15 protein-coding genes are annotated in these 17,981 nt (G+C 72.1%); 12 read left to right on the forward strand and 3 right to left on the reverse strand.

Annotated features, from left to right (window positions below; genetic code table 11):
* The first annotated feature begins 634 nt into the window (after window positions 1–634).
* The 9 genes from ACFWJ4_RS32385 to ACFWJ4_RS32425 all read left to right on the forward strand — a co-directional run bounded on the left by ACFWJ4_RS32385 (window position 635) and on the right by ACFWJ4_RS32425 (window position 12,229).
* Window positions 635–1,786, forward strand: a complete 1,152-nt coding sequence (locus ACFWJ4_RS32385; protein WP_380550428.1) for a restriction endonuclease — start codon at window positions 635–637, stop codon at window positions 1,784–1,786.
* A gap of 267 nt (window positions 1,787–2,053) precedes the next feature.
* Window positions 2,054–2,668, forward strand: coding sequence for an HAD family hydrolase (locus ACFWJ4_RS32390; protein WP_380550431.1), 615 nt, complete (start codon window positions 2,054–2,056; stop codon window positions 2,666–2,668).
* 145 nt (window positions 2,669–2,813) lie between these two features.
* Window positions 2,814–3,518 (forward strand): VIT family protein, encoded by a 705-nt coding sequence (locus tag ACFWJ4_RS32395; protein ID WP_380550434.1) that lies wholly within the window; start codon window positions 2,814–2,816, stop codon window positions 3,516–3,518.
* A gap of 221 nt (window positions 3,519–3,739) precedes the next feature.
* Window positions 3,740–6,286: an ATP-dependent Clp protease ATP-binding subunit gene (locus ACFWJ4_RS32400; protein ID WP_380550437.1), complete on the forward strand. Its 2,547-nt coding sequence runs from the start codon at window positions 3,740–3,742 to the stop codon at window positions 6,284–6,286.
* 94 nt (window positions 6,287–6,380) lie between these two features.
* Window positions 6,381–7,637 carry a sensor histidine kinase gene (locus ACFWJ4_RS32405; RefSeq protein WP_380550440.1) on the forward strand — a complete coding sequence of 419 codons (1,257 nt, stop codon included), beginning with the start codon at window positions 6,381–6,383 and terminating at the stop codon, window positions 7,635–7,637.
* Window positions 7,634–8,311: a response regulator transcription factor gene (locus ACFWJ4_RS32410; protein ID WP_359907250.1), complete on the forward strand. Its 678-nt coding sequence runs from the start codon at window positions 7,634–7,636 to the stop codon at window positions 8,309–8,311. The genes ACFWJ4_RS32405 and ACFWJ4_RS32410 overlap by 4 nt, the downstream gene beginning before the upstream one ends.
* A gap of 284 nt (window positions 8,312–8,595) precedes the next feature.
* Window positions 8,596–8,907 (forward strand): SHOCT domain-containing protein, encoded by a 312-nt coding sequence (locus ACFWJ4_RS32415; protein WP_380550442.1) that lies wholly within the window; start codon window positions 8,596–8,598, stop codon window positions 8,905–8,907.
* Window positions 8,904–9,659 (forward strand): ABC transporter ATP-binding protein, encoded by a 756-nt coding sequence (locus tag ACFWJ4_RS32420; RefSeq protein WP_380550445.1) that lies wholly within the window; start codon window positions 8,904–8,906, stop codon window positions 9,657–9,659. Before ACFWJ4_RS32415 ends, ACFWJ4_RS32420 begins: the two co-directional genes overlap by 4 nt.
* Window positions 9,656–12,229 carry an ABC transporter permease gene (locus tag ACFWJ4_RS32425; protein ID WP_380550448.1) on the forward strand — a complete coding sequence of 858 codons (2,574 nt, stop codon included), beginning with the start codon at window positions 9,656–9,658 and terminating at the stop codon, window positions 12,227–12,229. The genes ACFWJ4_RS32420 and ACFWJ4_RS32425 overlap by 4 nt, the downstream gene beginning before the upstream one ends.
* Window positions 12,230–12,301: 72 nt before the next feature.
* Here ACFWJ4_RS32425 and ACFWJ4_RS32430 read toward each other — a convergent pair whose 3' ends face one another.
* The 3 genes from ACFWJ4_RS32430 to ACFWJ4_RS32440 form a co-directional block, all read right to left on the reverse strand.
* Window positions 12,302–13,117: a metallophosphoesterase family protein gene (locus ACFWJ4_RS32430; RefSeq protein ID WP_380550451.1), complete on the reverse strand. Its 816-nt coding sequence runs from the start codon at window positions 13,115–13,117 to the stop codon at window positions 12,302–12,304.
* A 335-nt stretch (window positions 13,118–13,452) separates the two neighbouring features.
* Complete coding sequence (locus ACFWJ4_RS32435) at window positions 13,453–13,836, reverse strand: DUF4190 domain-containing protein (protein WP_380550454.1); 384 nt, start codon at window positions 13,834–13,836, stop codon at window positions 13,453–13,455.
* Between the two features lie 57 nt (window positions 13,837–13,893).
* Window positions 13,894–14,049, reverse strand: a complete 156-nt coding sequence (locus ACFWJ4_RS32440; protein ID WP_224277104.1) for a hypothetical protein — start codon at window positions 14,047–14,049, stop codon at window positions 13,894–13,896.
* Between the two features lie 120 nt (window positions 14,050–14,169).
* On the opposite strand from ACFWJ4_RS32440, the gene ACFWJ4_RS32445 reads away from it, so the two are divergent.
* The 3 genes from ACFWJ4_RS32445 to ACFWJ4_RS32455 all read left to right on the forward strand — a co-directional run bounded on the left by ACFWJ4_RS32445 (window position 14,170) and on the right by ACFWJ4_RS32455 (window position 17,780).
* Window positions 14,170–14,799 (forward strand): TetR family transcriptional regulator, encoded by a 630-nt coding sequence (locus ACFWJ4_RS32445; RefSeq protein ID WP_380550457.1) that lies wholly within the window; start codon window positions 14,170–14,172, stop codon window positions 14,797–14,799.
* 408 nt (window positions 14,800–15,207) lie between these two features.
* Entirely contained in the window at window positions 15,208–16,062 is an 855-nt protein-coding gene (locus ACFWJ4_RS32450) for a serine protease (RefSeq protein ID WP_380550460.1), read from the forward strand.
* 197 nt (window positions 16,063–16,259) lie between these two features.
* Window positions 16,260–17,780, forward strand: a complete 1,521-nt coding sequence (locus ACFWJ4_RS32455) for a S28 family serine protease (RefSeq protein WP_380550463.1) — start codon at window positions 16,260–16,262, stop codon at window positions 17,778–17,780.
* Window positions 17,781–17,981 lie beyond the last annotated feature (201 nt).

Genomic DNA, 17,981 nt, shown 5'->3' on the forward strand with positions numbered 1-17,981 from the left:
GGCAAGGGTTTCGGTGAGACCGCTTGCTCGGTGCCGCCCGGCGCGGCAGCCGGGCGGCACTTCGACGGGGCGAACGTTGCCTGATGCGGCACTAGGGCCGCGAGCATCCGATCCCGAAGGACGAAGCTGTGGCTCGTTGCTCCTACGACGCTCGTAAGATCCGCTGACGGCAGATCCTGACGGCAACACTGACGGACATGAGGCGGCAAGGGAGGCTGTCAGCGCCCGGCTATCGGGAGGCGTGTGTGGCTTCGCTGAGCCTGTCCGAACGGTCGAACGAGCTTACAAAGCAGATGTCGGCGGTTCGAAACCGTCCGCGCCCACAGATGGAGAAGGGCCAGTTCGGAGGCAGCGTCCTCCCGAACTGGCCCTTGATCGTTTCTGTGCTCCTGTACCGCCGCCCATCGAGGGAGGCGGCGGGTCTATTGTCGTACTAGCGTGCCAAGATCGCGGGCAGTCCGGTCTGTTCGTCGAGGGGGCGCTGTGGGACGTTCGTTGCGTGTGGGTGACGTGCTTCGGTGCACGGCTTCGAAGGACACGGCGCCGGCGACAGTCGACGGGTTCGACAACTTCTACTTCGTCACGGACAGTCCCGGTCAGAAAGCGGGCCCTGCTCGAAGCGGGGATCAATGCGATGGCCAAGGTCAAGGCGGACCAGGGGATGCGGCGGCCGGCGGTGATGATCCGGTCGAGTCCGTGGAAGGCAGGATCGGAACAGACGCCGTGGCACGACGTGTTCGACATCGACAACGGACATGTTCGTTACTTCGGTGACCACAAGCCGGAGACGGCGAAGCCGGTCGGTACCACCACGGGCAACGCGGCATTGCTGGAGGCGTTCGGCTGCCACCAAGCGCCTACAGCTGAGGAGAGGGCCGGTGCAGCGCCGCTGCTGCTGTTCCGGTCGGTGCCGAAGAACGGCAAGGTCAAGGGGCATGTCCAGTTCTGTGGCGTCGCTCTGCTCGAGCGGACGGAGCGCGTGGTCCAGTGGGGTGGGCCGGCGCGGACGACGTTCACCAACTACGCCTTCGATCTTGCGGTGATCGACCTCACTGCGGAGGACGACAAACTGGATTGGGACTGGATCACCGCGCGGCGTGACCCCGATCGGACCGATGCCGAGGTCCTGAAACTGGCGCCCGCGGCATGGCGGGAGTGGGTGAAGCACGGTCACTCGGTGCTGCCGAAGGTGCGCCGGCGAGTGGCACGGTCGCAGGTCGTCAAGGTTCGTGACCAACGGCCGACTCCGGGCAGCTCGGTCGAGGCGGACCTCCAGGCGGTCTACAAGCGGTTCGACAACGACAAGCACGCGTTCGAGGTCTTGGCCGCGGTCGTCGCTGCGAAGGTGATGCGGGCGTCCGGTCACAAGTACAACGAAGGGTGGCTGACCCGTCGGTCGGGGGACGGCGGGGCGGACTTCGTCGGTCGGTTGGATATCGGCAGCGGTCTGGCCGGTACCAAACTGGTCGTTCTGGGGCAGGCGAAGTGCATCAGGCCGGACAGCCTGGTATCTGCCGAGCAGATTGCCAGAGTAGTGGCCAGACTCAGGCGTGGATGGATCGGCGTGTACGTCACCACCGGCTCCTACTCGGTGCCGGCGCAGTTGGAGATGGTCGAGGACCAGTATCCGGTGGTGCTGATCAACGGGCAGGACCTGATCAAGGAGCTGTACGAAATAGCAGGCAAGGATCACGGCGGCGACCTCATGACATGCGTCGATGCCCTGTTGCACAGTCGCTCACTCGAAGTGGTCAACCGCAGGCCCGAGGAGATCCTTCTCGACTGAGCGGCCGCCTGCGACCGGCTCGCCAGACCGGGTGCCGCGCGGCGGTCGGTTGCAGGTGCCGGCGGTGCGATGGCCCGGGGAACAGATGTCGGCGGTTCGAAACCGTCCGCGCCCACCACCACGAGGGCCGGTCCGGGAGATGCCACCTCCTGGACCGGCCCTCGGCCGTTTCCGGGTCCTGCCGGTGCGCCGGGCCTGGGGCCCGTCGCCGGTCGGGGGTGGGGGTTGCCTGACGGCGGTGGTGGGCCGGGGTGGTAGGGAGGGGGGATGTTGACCAGGGCGTTCGATGCGGTGCTGTGCGATGTGGACGGGGTGGTCCGGTTCTTCGACGGGGCCGAGGTGGCGGCGCTGGAGCGGGCGGCGGGGGTGGGTGAGGGGAGTACGGCGGAGGTCGGGTTCGCGCCGGAGAACGACCTGCCGTTGCTGCTGGGGCGGATCGGGAAGGCGGAGTGGGTGGAGTCGATCGCGCGGGGGTTGGCCGGGCGGGTGACGGGCGCGCAGGCGCGCGGGCTGGCGGAGGCGTTCGCGAACTCGCCGTTCCGGGCGGACGAGGTGGTGGTGGGGCTGTTGCGGCGGGTGCGGGAGCACTGCCGGGTGGTGCTGGTGACCAATGCGACGGCGTGGCTGGACGAGGACCTGGCGCTGCTGGGGCTGACGGACCTGGCGGACGCCGTGGTGAACAGCTCCCGGGTGGGCAGTGCCAAGCCGGACCGGCGGATCTACGAGATCGCCGCCGAGCGGGCCGGGGTGGTGCCGGGGCGGTGCCTGTTCGTGGACGACCGGCAGGAGAACGTGGACGCGGCGGTGGCGCTGGGCATGACCGGGGTGCGCTACCGGGGACCGGAGGACCTGCGGCGGGCGCTGGCGCCGGTGCTGGGGTAGCGGGTCAGCGGGTCAGCAGGTGTCGTGGGGGCCGCCGTTGAGGTGCCGGGTGCCGGGTGCCGGAGGCGGGGGAACCGCGGGTGGCGGGGGTGGGGGTGGCGGGCGAGGATCGGGGGACCGGGCGGACCCCTGAGAGCGGTGGCGGATGGCTGAGCAGGTCGGGGAGTCGCGGGCGGAGCTTTCCTCGCGCCTGAACTGGCTGCGTGCGGCCGTGCTGGGGGCCAATGACGGCGTGGTGTCGACGGCAGGCCTCGTGACCGGTGTGGCGGGCGCGGAGGGCTCCCGGACGGCGCTGCTCGCGGCCGGGGTGGCCGGGTTGCTGGCGGGGGCGATGTCGATGGCGGCGGGCGAGTACGTCTCGGTCAGCACCCAGCGGGACACCGAGCGGGCCGCGTTGGCGCAGGAGCGGCGGGAGCTCGCGGAGGATCCGGAGGGGGAGCTCGACGAGCTGACCGACTACTACCGGGGCAGCGGGCTGGAGGACGGCCTGGCCCGGGAGGTGGCGACGGCGCTGACGGAGCGGGACGCGCTGGCCGCTCACGCGCAGACCGAACTGGGCATCGACCCGGACGTGTTGACCAACCCCTGGGAGGCGGCGCTGGCGAGCGCGGCGGCGTTCACGCTGGGTGCGCTGGTTCCGCTGCTGGCGGTGCTGCTGCCGCCGGAGTCGTGGCGGCTGCTGGTGACGGTGGTGGCGGTGGTGGTCGCGCTGACCGTGTCGGGCTGGACGAGCGCCCGGTTGGGCGGGGCGGGGCCGGGGCGGGCGATCATGCGCAATGTCGTGGGCGGGCTGCTGGCGATGGGGGTGACGTACAGCGGCGGTGTGCTGCTGGATCAGGTCATCGGGTGAACGTGAGTTCCCGGCCCCGTGAACGGTTCCGTGTCGGGCCCGTACGTCCGCCCGTACGTCCGCCCGCATGTCCGCCCGCACGACCGGCCGCACGTCCGCTCGCACGACCGGCCGGCGGCGAGGCCCGGGTACGCCGGGTGACGGTGCCGCCCGGCTCGACAGGCGAGGTGCCGCGGCCTGTGTTTGTGTGGCTGCAAACCGCTTGGGAGAGGTGAAGCGCCGTGACCGTGCCCCCGTTCGGATCGAACGATCCGTTCTCCGATCTGCTCAGCCGGTTCTTCGGGATGAGCCCGTTGGCTTCCCCGCCCGCCGTGCAGCGGGTGCCGATCGGGCGGTTGCTCAGCGAGTCCTCGCAGGAGCTGCTCGCGCTGGCCGCGCGGCGGGCGGCCGAGGACGGCTCCAGCGACCTCGACACCGCGCACCTGGCCTGGGCGGCCACCCGGGTGGAACCCTCGCGCCGGATGCTGGAACGGGCCGGTATCGACCCGGACCGGCTCTCCGGGGACCTGGAGCACGCCCTGCCCGCGGGCGATCCCGAGGCGGTGGACGGCCGGCCGGCGCTCACCCCCTCGGCCAAGCGCGCGCTGCTCGCCGCGCACGCCCAGTCGCAGGCGGTGGGCGCCTCGTACATCGGCCCGGAGCACATCCTCGGCGCGCTGCTCGATCAGGAGCGCTCGGGGGCGGGGGTGGCGCTGCGCAATGCGGCGCCCTCGCAGGAGGCGCTGAAGTCGGTGCTGGAGGGGCGCGGCACCGGCGGCGAGCGCAGCAGTAAGGGTGCCCGTCCGAGCGAGACGCCGACGCTGGACGAGTACGGGCGCGACCTCACCGAGGAGGCGCGTTCGGGCCGGTTGGACCCGGTGGTGGGGCGGGCCGAGGAGATCGAGCAGACCGTCGAGATCCTTTCCCGGCGGACCAAGAACAATCCGGTGCTGATCGGTGAGCCGGGCGTCGGCAAGACGGCGATCGTCGAGGGCCTGGCCCAGCGGATCGTCTCCGGGGACGTGCCGCAGAGCCTCAGGGAGAAGCGGGTGGTCACCCTCGACCTGACCGCGCTGGTGGCGGGTTCCAAGTACCGGGGCGAGTTCGAGGAGCGGCTGAAGAACGTGATCGACGAGGTCACCGCGGCCGAGAAGAGCGTGATCCTGTTCCTGGACGAGCTGCACACCGTGGTCGGCGCTGGCGGCGGTGGCGAGGGTTCGATGGACGCCGGCAACATCCTCAAACCGGCGCTCGCGCGCGGCGAGTTGAGCGTGGTCGGCGCGACCACGCTGGACGAGTACCGCAAGCACGTTGAGAAGGACGCCGCGTTGGAGCGCCGCTTCCAGCCGGTGCTGGTGCCCGAGCCGAGCGTCGAGGAGACCGTCGAGATCCTCCATGGGCTGCGCGACGCGTACGAGGCGCACCACCAGGTGCGGTTCACCGACGAGGCGTTGGACGCGGCGGCGACGCTCTCCGACCGGTACGTCAGCGACCGTTTCCTGCCCGACAAGGCGATCGACCTGTTGGACCAGGCCGGCGCGCGGGTCCGGCTGCGCAGCCTGAGCGGGTCGACCGAGGCGACCGGGGTGCAGGACCGGATCACCAAGCTGAAGCGGGAGCTGGACGAGGCCGTCGCGGACGAGGAGTTCGTCCGGGCCGCCAACCTGAAGACCGAGCTGCGGCAGACCGAGGACGAGCTGGCGGCGATGGCCGAGTCCCGCGAGGAGGTCGTCGATGTGACGGCCGACGACATCGCGCAGGTGCTCTCCTCCCGGACCGGCATCCCGGTCGCGGAGTTGAACGCGACGGAGAAGGAGCGGCTGCTCAAGCTGGAGGAGCACCTGCACGAGAAGGTGATCGGCCAGGACGAGGCGGTCACGGCCGTCGCCCAGGCGGTGCGCCGCGGCCGGGCCGGGATGGGCGACCCGGACCGTCCGACCGGTTCCTTCCTCTTCCTCGGGCCGACCGGTGTCGGCAAGACCGAGCTGGCGAAGGCGCTGGCGGCGCTGCTGTTCGGCGATCCGGACCGGATGATCCGCTTCGACATGAGCGAGTTCCAGGAGAAGCACACCGTCTCCCGGCTGGTCGGCTCCCCGCCCGGGTACGTCGGTTACGAGGAGGCCGGGCAGTTGACCGAGGCGGTGCGCCGCAAGCCGTACAGCGTGCTGCTCTTCGACGAGGTGGAGAAGGCGCACCCGGACGTCTTCAACCTGCTGCTCCAGGTGTTGGACGACGGGCGGCTGACCGACTCCCAGGGGCGTACGGTCGACTTCCGCAACACCGTGGTGATCATGACCAGCAACATCGGCTCCCAGCGGATCCTCGACCACGCGGGGAACGTGGACGAGATCCGTGACGACCTGATGCGCGACCTGAGGCAGCAGTTCCGGCCGGAGTTCCTCAACCGGATCGACGAGGTGATCGTCTTCCACGCGCTCACCCGGAAGGACCTGCTCTCGGTGGTGGACCTGCTGCTGGACCGCAGCCGGCGCCGGCTGCGGGCCCAGGACGTCGAGCTGGACGTCACCGGGACGGCCAAGGAGTACCTGGTCAACCGGGGCTACCAGCCGGAGTTCGGGGCCCGGCCGCTGCGCCGGACGATTCAGTCGGAGTTGGACAACCGGATCTCCAACCTGCTGCTGGACGGTTCGGTGCGGGAGGGGGACACGCTGATCGCGGACGTGAGCGACGGGGAGCTGGTGGTGACGCTGGCGCGGCCGGAGGCGTCGGCGACCTTCGAGGAGGCGGGGGCGAAGGCCCGGGCCGGCTCGGCCGCCGCGGGGGACTGAGGACGACCGGGGGCGGGCGTACTCCAGCGGGAGTACGCCCGAACGCCACTGCTGGAGGACGCGCGGGGACGCGTCGCGGGTCTAGCTTGTGGGCATGATGCCGCCCACGTCCCCGCCGACCGAGCCGCCATCGGCGGAGCGGCCACCGGCACAGCCGCCGGAGGAGCCGCCCGAGCCGTGGAGCCCGCCGTGGGTGCGCGCGGCCAAGGCGGGCTACCCGCTCGGGACAGCGGCGGCGGTCGCGGTGCTCCAGGTGGTCGGCTCGACCTTCGCCGGGCACAACCAGCACGGGCGGGCCCCGCTGGACGCCCTCGGCTACCTCCTGCTGCTGCTCGGGCCGGCGCTGCTGGTGCTGCGCGAGCGCCGGCCGGTCGCGGTGGTGGCCGGCACCTCGGTGGTCACCGCCGGGTACCTGGCCGCCGGGTACCCGTACGGGCCGGCCTTCGTGAGCTGGCTGATCGCCTGCTGCGTGGCGATCGGTTCCGGGCACCGCCGGGCGGCCTGGGCCGGTGCGGGGGGCGTCTACCTGGTGCACCTGCTCGGCACCTTCGTCCTGCCGCAGAGCTGGCAGCGCGCGGCCCTGCCGTCCGGCAGCGTCTGGCCGCAGGAACTCGGGCTGCTGGCCTGGCTGCTGCTGGTGATGGCGGGGGGCGAGCTGGTCCGGTTCCGGCGCGAGCGGATCGCCGCCCACCGGGCCTACCGGCAGCAGCTGGAGGAGCGCCGGGCCAACGAGGAACGGCTCAGGATGGCCCGGGAGCTGCACGACATCCTGGCGCACAGCCTGTCGCTGATCAGCATCCAGGCCGGGGTCGCGCTGGCGCTGCTCGACCGTCGGCCGGAGGAGGCCCGCGGCGCGCTGGTCACCATCAAGTCGACCAGCAAGGAGGCGCTCGGCGAGGTCCGCCAGGTGCTCGCGACGCTGCGCGGGCCCGGGGCGGCGCCGCGCGGGCCGGCCCCGGGGCTGGACCGGCTGGACGAACTCACCGAGCAGGCGGACCGGGTGGGCCTGGCGGCGGAGGTGCAGGAGCGCGGCGAGCGGCGCGCGCTGTCCGCCGCCGTCGACCTCACCGCCTTCCGGATCGTCCAGGAGGCGCTCACCAACGTGGTCCGGCACTCGGCGGCCCGTCAGGCGGTCGTGGTGCTGGACTGGACGGACCCGGCGGTGCTGGTGGTCCGGGTGGAGGACCCGGGGCCCGCGGTGCTCGCGGACGCGGGCGGGTCGGGCAGCGGGCTGGTCGGGATGCGGGAACGCGCGGCGGCGTTCGGTGGCACCATCGCCGCGGGGTCGCTGCCCGACGGCGGCTTCCGGGTCCGGGCGGAGCTGCCGACACCGAAGGCGGAGAGCGATTGATTCGGGTACTGCTGGCGGATGACCAGCTGTTGGTCAGGGCGGGCTTCCGGGCCCTGCTGGACCTCCAGGACGACCTGACGGTGGTCGGCGAGGCGGACGACGGCGAGGCCGCGTTGCGGCTCGCCCGTGAACTCGTGCCGGACGTCGTGCTGATGGACATCCGGATGCCGCGGATGGACGGGCTGGAGGCGACCAGGAGGATCGCCGAGGACCCGGCGCTGTCCCCCGTGCGGGTGGTCGTGCTGACCACCTTCGAGCTGGACGAGTACGTGTTCGAGGCGCTGCGCTCGGGGGCCGCGGGCTTCCTGGTCAAGGACACCGAGCCGGCCGAACTGCTGCGGGCGATCCGGGTCGCCGTCGCGGGGGACGCGCTGCTCTCGCCGGGCGTCACCAGGCGGCTGATCGGCGAGTTCGCCGCCCGGTCGAAGGCGCCCGAGGCCGTGCCGGAGGGGCTCTCGGACATCTCGATGCTGACCGAGCGGGAGCGCGAGGTGCTGGCCCTGGTCGGGATGGGGCTGTCCAACGAGGAGATCGCCCGGCGGCTGGTGGTCAGCCCGCTGACGGCGAAGACGCACGTCAGCCGGGCGATGGTGAAGCTCGGCGTGCGGGACCGGGCGCAACTGGTGGTGCTGGCCTACGAGTCGGGGCTGGTGCGGCCGGGCTGGCTGGGCTGATCGGCTCCGGGCGGCTGCGGTCCATGGGCGGTTGGTCCACGGGTGGTTGGTCCACGGGTGGTTGGTCCATGGGCGGTCGCGGTCCACGGGGCGGGTGCGCCGGAGGCGTCGCCGTCGCGCGGCTGCTTCCGGCCCCGCGTGTCGCGGGCGGTTCCTACTCTCCCGGGAGTATCCCAACTGCCGCTGCTGGTAGGACGCGTGATGAGACCTCGCTGCGGGACGCTCCAGTCACCTCGGGAACCACCCGAGGTCCTGGAGGCCCACCACCGAGGAGTTGAACCACCATGTACACCCAGCTGGCCGACTGGCACGGCCCCGGCCCATGGATCCTGCTGATCCCATTGATCTGGATCGCCGTGGTGGTCCTGGTGATCGCGGTGCTGCGCCGCACGGTCTGGCGGCGGCACGGCTGCGGCTTCGGGTACGGGTACGGGGTTGGAACCGGAGCCGGAGCCGCAGTCGTGGCGGAGCATCCGCTGGCCGTCCTGGGCCGGCGCTACGCGGAGGGGGACATCGACGCCGAGGAGTACCGCGCCAAGCGGGCCGTGCTCAGCGAGTCGCCGCGGGACGACGCCAAGGGAGGTGACGCCAGGTGACCACCCTGGACGTCGTACGGGGCACCGCCGCCCGGGTCGCCGACGCCGTGAAGGTCTACGGCGTCGGCGGCACCGAGGTCCGCGCGCTGGACCACGTGACGGTGGAGTTCCCGGCCGGGCGGTTCACCGCGATCATGGGCCCGTCCGGCTCGGGCAAGTCCACCCTGATGCACTGCGCGGCCGGACTGGACAGGCTCACCGCTGGCAGCGCCTGGATCGGCGACACCGAACTCGGCCCGCTCAACGACCGGCGGCTCACGCTGCTGCGCCGGGAGCGGATCGGCTTCGTGTTCCAGGCCTTCAACCTGGTGCCCACGCTCACCGTCCTGGAGAACATCACCCTCCCGCTCGACCTGGCCGGGGCCGCCCCGGACCAGGCCTGGCTGGAGACGCTGGTCGACGTGGTCGGACTCGGCGACCGGCTGCGGCACCGTCCGAGCGAGCTCTCCGGCGGCCAGCAGCAGCGGGTCGCGGTGGCCCGGGCGCTGGCCGGGCGGCCCCGGGTGGTCTTCGCCGACGAGCCGACGGGCAACCTCGACTCCCGCAGCGGCGGCGAGGTGCTCGGCCTGTTGCGCCGGGCGGTGGACGAGATGGGCCGGGCCGTGGTCATGGTCACCCACGATCCGACGGCCGCCGGCTGGGCCGACGAGGCGCTCTTCCTCGCCGACGGACGGCTGGTGGACCGGATGCGGCAGCCCACCTCCGCCCTGGTGCTGGACCGGATGAAGGCCTTCGAACGGGGGCGGTCGTGAACGCCGTTCCCCTCCGGCTCAGCCTGCGCTCGCTGCGCGCCCACAAACGGCGGCTGGCCGGCACCCTCCTGTCCATCCTCCTCGGGGTGAGCTTCCTGACCGGCACGATGGTGCTCGGCGACACCCTGCGGGCCAACTTCGATACCCTCTTCGCCGACGCCAACGCCGGCACCGACGTCGTGGTCCGCAGCGCCGACGTGCTGGACTCGGCGGGCACGGTCGGCGGGGTGCGGGCGCCGGTGGCGGTGACGCTCGCCGACCGGCTGCGCACCGTGCCGGGGGTGGCGGCCGCGGAGCCGTCCGTCCAGGGCGCGGGCCAGCTCATCGGGAGCAACGGCAAGCCGATCGGCGGTCAGGGCCCGCCCACCCTGGCGGGCAACTGGCTGGTCGACGGCCGGCTCAATCCGTACCGGCTGGCCGAGGGCCGGGCGCCGGCCGCCCCGGGCGAGGTGGTGGTGAACCGGGGCGCGGCGAAGTCGGGCGGGCTGCGCGTCGGCTCGACCACCGTGCTGCGCACCCCCGATCCGGTGCCGGTCACCGTCGTCGGCATCGCCACCTTCGGGGCGGACGCGGACGGTATGGGGCCGAGCACCTTCACCGCGATGACCTTCGCGGACGCCGAGCGGTACCTCACGCCCAAGGGCGAGGGCCAGGCCGGCTCGATCCAGGTCCGCGCCGCGGGCGGGGTCTCCCAGCGGGAGCTGGTCGACCGGATCACCCCGCAGCTGCCCGCAGGCGTCCAGGCGATCACCGGCGCGGCGGCCACCCAGGAGTCCACCCAACTGGTGTCCGGGCGGTTCCTGACCATGTTCACCACGCTGCTGCTGGTCTTCGCCGGGATCGCGCTGCTGGTGGCGACGTTCACCATCCACAACACCTTCGCCATCGTGGTCGCCCAGCGGACCAGGGAGAACGCGCTGCTGCGGGCACTCGGGGCGGTGCGCGGCCAGGTGCTCGGGGCGACCCTGGCGGAGGCGCTGGCGGTCGGCCTGCTGGCCTCGCTGGGCGGGCTGCTGGGCGGGATCGGGGTTGCCGCCGGGCTCAAGGCGCTCTTCTCCGCACTCGGCTTCGCCCTGCCGACCGGTGGCATGGTGATCGGCACGGCCGCCGTCCTGCTGCCGCTGCTGGTCGGCACGCTGGTCGCGGTGGGCTCCGCGCTGCTGCCGGCCGTCCGGGCCGGGCGGACGGCTCCGCTCGCGGCCCTGCGGGAGACCGGGGTCGACCGGGCGGCGCAGGGGCGCTCGGGCGCCGTCCGGGTGGTGCTCGGCGGCCTGTTGCTGACCGGGGGAGTGCCGGTGGCCGTCCTCGGGGCGACGGACGGCCCGTCCGTGCTGCTGACGGCTGTCGGGGCTCTGGCGGTACTGGCCGGCATGGTGGTGCTCGGCCCGGTCGCCGCGGCCCTCGCGGTGCGGACGCTGGGCGCGCCGCTGCCCAGGCTGCGCGGAGTCTCCGGGGTGCTCGCCCGGCGCAACGCGGCCCGCAACCCGCGCCGGACGGCGGCCACCGCGAGCGCCCTGATGATCGGGGTCGCGGTGGTCACGCTGTTCACCGTCTTCGGCGCCTCGATCAAGGCCACCCTGGACTCCACGGTGAGCAGGTCCTTCGCGGGCGATCTCGCCGTCACCACGGCCTCGTTCGGGGCCGGCGGCAGCGGGATCAGCCCCAAGGTGGCGGACGCCCTGGCCGCCCTGCCCGAGGTGCGGCAGACGGTCGGGCTCGGCCGCGGCGTGGCCCGGATCGACGGGCACGGCCGGACGCTGGACGTGACCGACCCGGCCCGGCTGTCCGGGATCGTGGACCTCGGCCGGGTCGACGGCTCGCTGGCCGCGCTCGGCACGGACGGGCTGGCGGTCTCCCGCAGCGAGGCGCAGCAGCGCGGCTGGCGGCTCGGACAGTCCGTCACCGTGGGCTTCACCGACGGTGCGAGCGATCCGTTCACGATCCGTGCCCTGTACGAGGGCGGCAGCCTGGCCGGGGACTACCTGATCACCCGGCAGGCCTGGGCCCCGCACCGGGGGCAGGACGCGGACACCATGGTCGCGGTCGGGCTGCGCGACGGCGTGTCGGCCGCCGCGGGCAAGGCAGCGGTGGAACGGGCGCTGGTCCCGTACGGCAGCCCGCAGGTGCAGGACCGCGCCGAGTACGCCAAGAGCGCGGCCTCCGGCGTCGACACGATGCTCTCGGTGGTCTACGCGCTGCTGGCGCTGGCGGTGCTGATCGCGCTGCTGGGCATCACCAACACCCTGACGCTGGCGGTGCACGAGCGGACCAGGGAGCTGGGGCTGCTGCGGGCGGTCGGTCAGAGCAGCGCCCAGCTGCGCGGCATGGTGCGCTGGGAGTCGGTGCTGGTGGCGGCCTTCGGGACGGTCGGCGGCCTGGGGCTCGGAGCCTTCCTCGGCTGGGCCCTGGTGCGGGCCTCGGACAGCGCCGGGACGGGATCGTTCGCGATACCGCCCCTGCAGCTGGCCGTGGTCCTGGTGGCCGGGCTGCTGGCGGGCGCGGTCGCCGGACTCCGCCCGGCGGGCCGGGCGGCGCGGCTGGACATCCTGCGGGCGATCGCGACGGAGTAGGAGAGGCGGTGGAACGGGAGACGGCAGAGCAGGAGCGGCGGAGAAGGAGGTGGGAGCGGCTGAGCCGGATGCTCAGTCCGCCGTCTGCGGGAAGACCTCCCGCAGCAGGGGGTTCGGCAGTCCGCGCTTGCGCCACTCGCGCGGGTAGCCGAGCGAGACCTCCGTGAACGGCACGCCGTCGTAGGTGGTCCGGCGCGGGATGTGGAGGTGGCCGTAGATCATCGCCGCGGTGTTGAACCGGGTGTGCCAGTCGGCGGTCAGCTCGGTCCCGCACCACTGGGCGAACTCGGGGTACCAGAGGATATCGGTGGGCTGGCGGACCAGCGGGTAGTGGTTGACGAAGACCAGCGGGACGTCCGGGTCACAGGCGGCCAGCCGCTTCTCGGTCAGCCGGACGCGCTCGCGGCACCAGGAGTCGCGGTCCGGGAACGGGTCCGGGTAGAGCATCCGCTCGTCCGCGCAGACGACGCCGGTCTCGTAGGCGGCCGCCAGCGAGGCCTCCTTGGTGGTCGTGCCCGGCGCACGGAAGGTGTAGTCGTAGAGGAGGAAGAGCGGGACGATGCGGACCGGACCGCCGGGGCCCTCCCAGACCGGGTACGGGTCCTCGGGGGTCACCACACCGAGCCGGCGGCAGCGTTCCACCAGGTGCTCGTAGCGGGCCACCCCGCGCAGCTGGACCGGGTCCTCGGGGTGGGTCCACAGCTCGTGGTTGCCGGGCACCCACACCACGCGGGCGAAGCGCTCGGCGAGTAGGCCGAGGGCCCACTCGATGCTGGTGGTGAGCTCGGCGACGTCACCGGCGACGAGCAGCCAGTCGCCGGGGTGGGAGGGCTGGAGCTTCTCCACCAGGTCGCGGTTCTCCTGGTAGGAGATGTGCAGATCGCTCACGGCGAGCAGCCGTCCACCCGTTGGGGTGGGTCGTTCCGGCTGTGCGTCGCTGCGGTTCTCCGTAGTCACTCCTGCCCCCTGAGGTCGTCCGGCCGATGGGGCCCACCCTACGGGGCGGGCCGGGGGAACGGGGCGGGTTGACGGGATCAGTCGTTCGAACAGTCGCTCCGACCGTCGGGATCCGCCGAGTGAGCCGCCACGAGAACCGTCGGCGCATCGCTGGGCGCATCGCCGGGTTGATCGCTGGGCGCATCAAGGGCGAAGGGTGGATCGGGAACGGAGAGCAGCGAGGGTCGAGTACAGGAGCCGGGAGCGGAAAGGGAGTTGGGCCGGATTCAGGAGCCGATGTCGATGAGTACCCCGTGGGAGGTGACGAGGGTGACGGCGAGGATCGCCAGTGAGGCGATGCCGAGGGCCAGGCCCAGGAGGGCGCGGCCGCGCCGGCTGGTGCCCCGGACCAACGCCAGCGTGGCAAGGGCGATGGCGATCGGCCCGAGGACGATGTTGAACAGCAGCAGGCCGGGCAGGCCGAGGAGGAAGGAGGCGATGGCGAGGCCGTCGGCCTCGGCGGTTCCCTGACGGTCAGGTCCCTGACGGTCGGTCGTCCGGCGGATGTCCGCCTGACGGTCGGTCGCCTGGCCGCGGCTCGCCGGGCGGCTGACGATCCGCCGGACGGTGGTCGGAAGCGAGACGGCCGGGTGGTGGGTGACGGTGCTCATGGTGGTGCGGGTCCTCTCTGTGGAGTGGCCGCGGGTGCGGTCCGCGGAGCGGCCGGGTCAGCGGTGCCGGAGGCGGGCGATGCCCTCGCGGGCGCCGAAGGCGAGCAGCCAGGCGGTGATGCCGGCGGAGGCGGCGAGGAAGACCGGGAGCGACGTGTGGGCGGCGGTGCCGATCAGGACACCCATGGCGACCAGGGCGGAGAACAGGATCACGGCTGGCTCCTTCGGCTGCGGCTGGGACTGCGCCGATTTCGGTTGACAAGTGTTCACTGACTTCGGCCCCACTGTATGCTCGGCTGGCCAAGTTCAGCAAACGATTGTTTACTGAATGGCGTGAGTCACACCGTTGGGGCCAGGCAGGCCCAGAAGCAGCAGAGTCGGCGGGCCTTGCTGGACGCCGGACTGCACCTGTTGGCCGATCAGAACCTCGCGAGCCTGGGCGTTCGCGAGGTCACCCGCGAGGCGGGGCTCTCCCCGGCCGCCTTCTACCGGCACTTCCCGGACCTCGCGGCCCTCGGGGTGGCACTGGTCGAGGAGTCGTTGGCCAGCCTGCACATCATGATCCGTGCGGTGCTCACCGAGGCCGGTGGTGCCGAGGAGCTGATCGACCGTGCGGTGGACGTGATCGAACGACACGTCCGCGAGCACCGGGGGCACGTCCGCTTCCTGGCGCGTGAGCGGCACGGCGGGGTCCGGCAGGTGCGGGAGGCGATCGACGTCGAACTCGGCCGCTTCGCCGCCGAAGTGGGAGCCGCCCTGGCGCTGCAGCCGGAGTCACGGGGGTGGAGCGAGCGGGACCTGCGGATGCTCGCCGAGCTGTACGTCGACCACATGGTCTCCACGGCCACCGCCTTCCTGGAGGCGCTGGAGACGGACCCGGCGCGGGAGCAGCGGATCGCCGCCACCGCGCGCTTCCAGCTGCGCCTGATCAGCCTCGGCCGGGAGCGCTGGCAGGCGGGTTGACCGTACGGGCGCGACAGTTGACCGGCCGGCGCGGATGCGTGGCCGGCGCGCGGCCGGCCCGCGGTGGGGTTGTGAATCCGGCGGCGTTCCGGCCCGGCCGGCCCACGATCCGGCTCGCGCGGCCCGTGAACCGGCTGTGGATCCGGCCGCGATTCGGCCTGTGTCCCGGATCGCGTGCCGGTCCGCACTTCGGTCCGCACCTCGGTCCGCACCTCGGTCCGTACTCCGGTCCGTACTCCGGTCCGTACTCCGGACCGCGTGCCGAGTCGTGTGCCGAGCGGCGGCGGTAACCGGCCAATGCGTCTTGGGAGGTTCTTGGTGTTGCTTTGACTCTTGACAGTGGGTCATGTCCGCGACAGCTTTGGTGGACCCCCACCCGTGGACCCCCCCCACATCGAGAGGTCTCTCATGAAGAAGCCGCTCATAGGCACGGTTGCCACACTCCTGGTCGCCGGGGCCACCGCCTTCGTCGGAGCCGTTCCGGCTCAGGCCGCAGCCACGGCCGCCAAGCCCGCCGCCAAGCCTGTCGCCGCCGTCACCTTCGCCGGGACGGTCGCGCTCAGCAACTGCTCCGGCTCGCTGGTGCGGATGCCCGGTTCGGCCGCGAGCGACCCGGCCCTCGTGCTCTCCAACGGCCACTGCCTGGAGACCGGTATGCCCGGTCCGGGCCAGGTCGTCCTCAACCGGTCCTCCAGCCGGAGCTTCACCCTGCTCAACGCGAGCGGCGGCAGCGCGGCCACGCTGCGTGCGACCAAGATCGTCTACGGCGCGATGACCGACACCGACGTGTCGATCTACCAGCTGAACACCACTTACGCGTCGATCCAGTCCCGGTACGGGATAGCCCCGTTGACCCTCGCCGCCACCCACCCGGTCCAGGGCACCTCGATCCGGGTCGTCTCCGGCTACTGGAAGAAGATCTACTCCTGCTCGGTCGACGGCTTCGCCTACCGACTGAAGGAAGCCGACTGGACCTTCAAGGACTCGGTCCGCTACACCTCCACCTGCAACGTGATCGGCGGCACCTCCGGCTCGCCGGTGGTCGACGCCTCGACCGGCCAGGTGGTCGCCGTCAACAACACGATCAACGAGAGCGGCGAGACCTGCACCCTGGACAACCCCTGTGAGGTCGACCAGAACGGTGCCGTGACGGTTCGTCCTGGCATCGGCTACGCCCAGGAGACCTACGGGATCCCGGCCTGCTTCGCCGCCGGCAACCGCTTCGACCTCACCCTCCCCGGCTGCACCCTGCCCCGCCCGTAGGCAGTCAGGAAAACCCCGCTGACCAGCACGTTTCTCCCGATGGGCCATCCGCGAACGGCGGGTGGCCCATTCGGCCGTCCATCGGTCGGCCACCGCACCACCTGCACTATCCGCACGACCGGCACGACCAGCACGACCCGCGCCGCACGGCCGTACCGGCAGGCGGCATTCATGTCAGTTGAACAGATGGAGAGTTGATGACCACCACCGTGAGAAGGCTGCTGGTGTCGGCCCTGCTGATACCGCTGCTCGCGTTCGGCGGCCTGGCGAGCCCGGCGTCCGCCGCCGACGGCCAGGGCGCGCAGGGTGCCCAGGGGGCGCAGGACGGACAGGGCAACGGGTCCCGCCACGGCCGGAGCCCCGCCGACGACCCGACCGCCGACATCAAGGACCGCCTGGCGGCGATCCCCGGGGTGACCATCACCGAGGAGAAGCCGACCACCACCGGTCACCGCTACTTCATCGCCACGTACACCCAGCCGATCGACCACAACCGCCCCTGGCTGGGCACCTTCCAGCAGCGCTTCAGCCTGCTGCACCGCGGCTACGACCGCCCGACCGTCTTCTACACCAACGGCTACACCCTGGGCACCAACCCGTCCCGCACCGAGCCGACCCGGCTGGTGGACGGCAACCAGGTGTCCATCGAGTACCGGTTCTTCACCCCCTCCCGCCCGAACCCGGCGGACTGGTCCAAGGCCGGCATCCGCCAGGGTGCCGCGGACTCGCACCGGCTGGTGACCGCGCTCAAGCGGATCTACCAGGAGGAGTGGCTGTCCACCGGCGCCAGCAAGGGCGGCATGTCCTCCACCTTCTACCGCCGCTTCTACCCGGACGACGTGGCCGGCACGATCGCCTACGTCGCGCCGAACAACACGAACGTCAACGACTACGCGGCGTACAGCGAGTTCTTCCGCACCGTCGGCACCCCCGAGTGCCGGGCCAGGCTGAACGCCGCCCAGCGTGAGCTGCTGGTGCGCCGCGACCGCCTGGAGGCCCGCTTCGTCGCCGACAACACGGCGGCCGGGTCCACCTTCAACACCCTCGGCACCCCGGACCGTGCGTACGAGGCCGGTGTGCTGGACGTGGTCTGGGCGTTCTGGCAGTACAGCCTGGAGGCAGACTGCGCCAAGGTTCCGGTGGCCGCCACCGCGACCGACGACGAGCTGTACGCCTGGTTCGACTCGCAGTCCGGCATCACCGGGAACAGCGACCAGTCGCTGGCGAAGTACACCGCGTACTACTACCAGGCCGCGACCGAGCTGGGTGCGCCGTTCTTCGACGTCTCGCACCTCAATGGCGTGCTGCACTACGACTACAAGGAGCTCTACTCGGTCCGCAGCTACGTGCCGAAGGAGATCCCGACCGTCTTCAACCCGAACGCGATGCCCGACATCGACCGCTGGGTGAAGCGCGAGGGCGAGCGGATCATGTACGTCTACGGCGGCAACGACCCGTGGGGCGCCAAGCCGTTCCGTCTCGGCCGGGGCAGCGAGGACAGCTACGTCTACACCGTCCCCGGTGGCAACCACGGCTCGAAGATCGAGCAGCTGCCGGCCGCGCAGTCGGCGGAGGCCACCGCCAAGGTGCTGGAGTGGGCGGGCCTGGGTGACCCCAACGCCGCCCGTTCGCTCGCCAAGTCGCCGCAGGCGGGCGCGGAGTTCGGCCCGCTCGACGTCGAGGGCCAGCGGCTGGAGCAGGAGCGCCGCCCGCTGTAGCGCTCGCGCGCAGTAGGCCGCGCCACGAAGCACGAGGAGGAGGCTGTCCCCCGCGTACCAGGGGGGCGGCCTCCTCGCGTCGTCCCGGAAGCGCGGACGCGAGGCTGAGACGCGAGGCTGAGACGCGGGGCCGGGAAACGGGGCCGGGAAACGGGGCCGGGAAACGGCCTGGCCGGTCCCCTCCCCGAAGCAGTGAATCAG

This window comes from Kitasatospora sp. NPDC127067, assembly GCF_042724755.1.
GTDB lineage: Bacteria > Actinomycetota > Actinomycetes > Streptomycetales > Streptomycetaceae > Kitasatospora > Kitasatospora lactacystinica.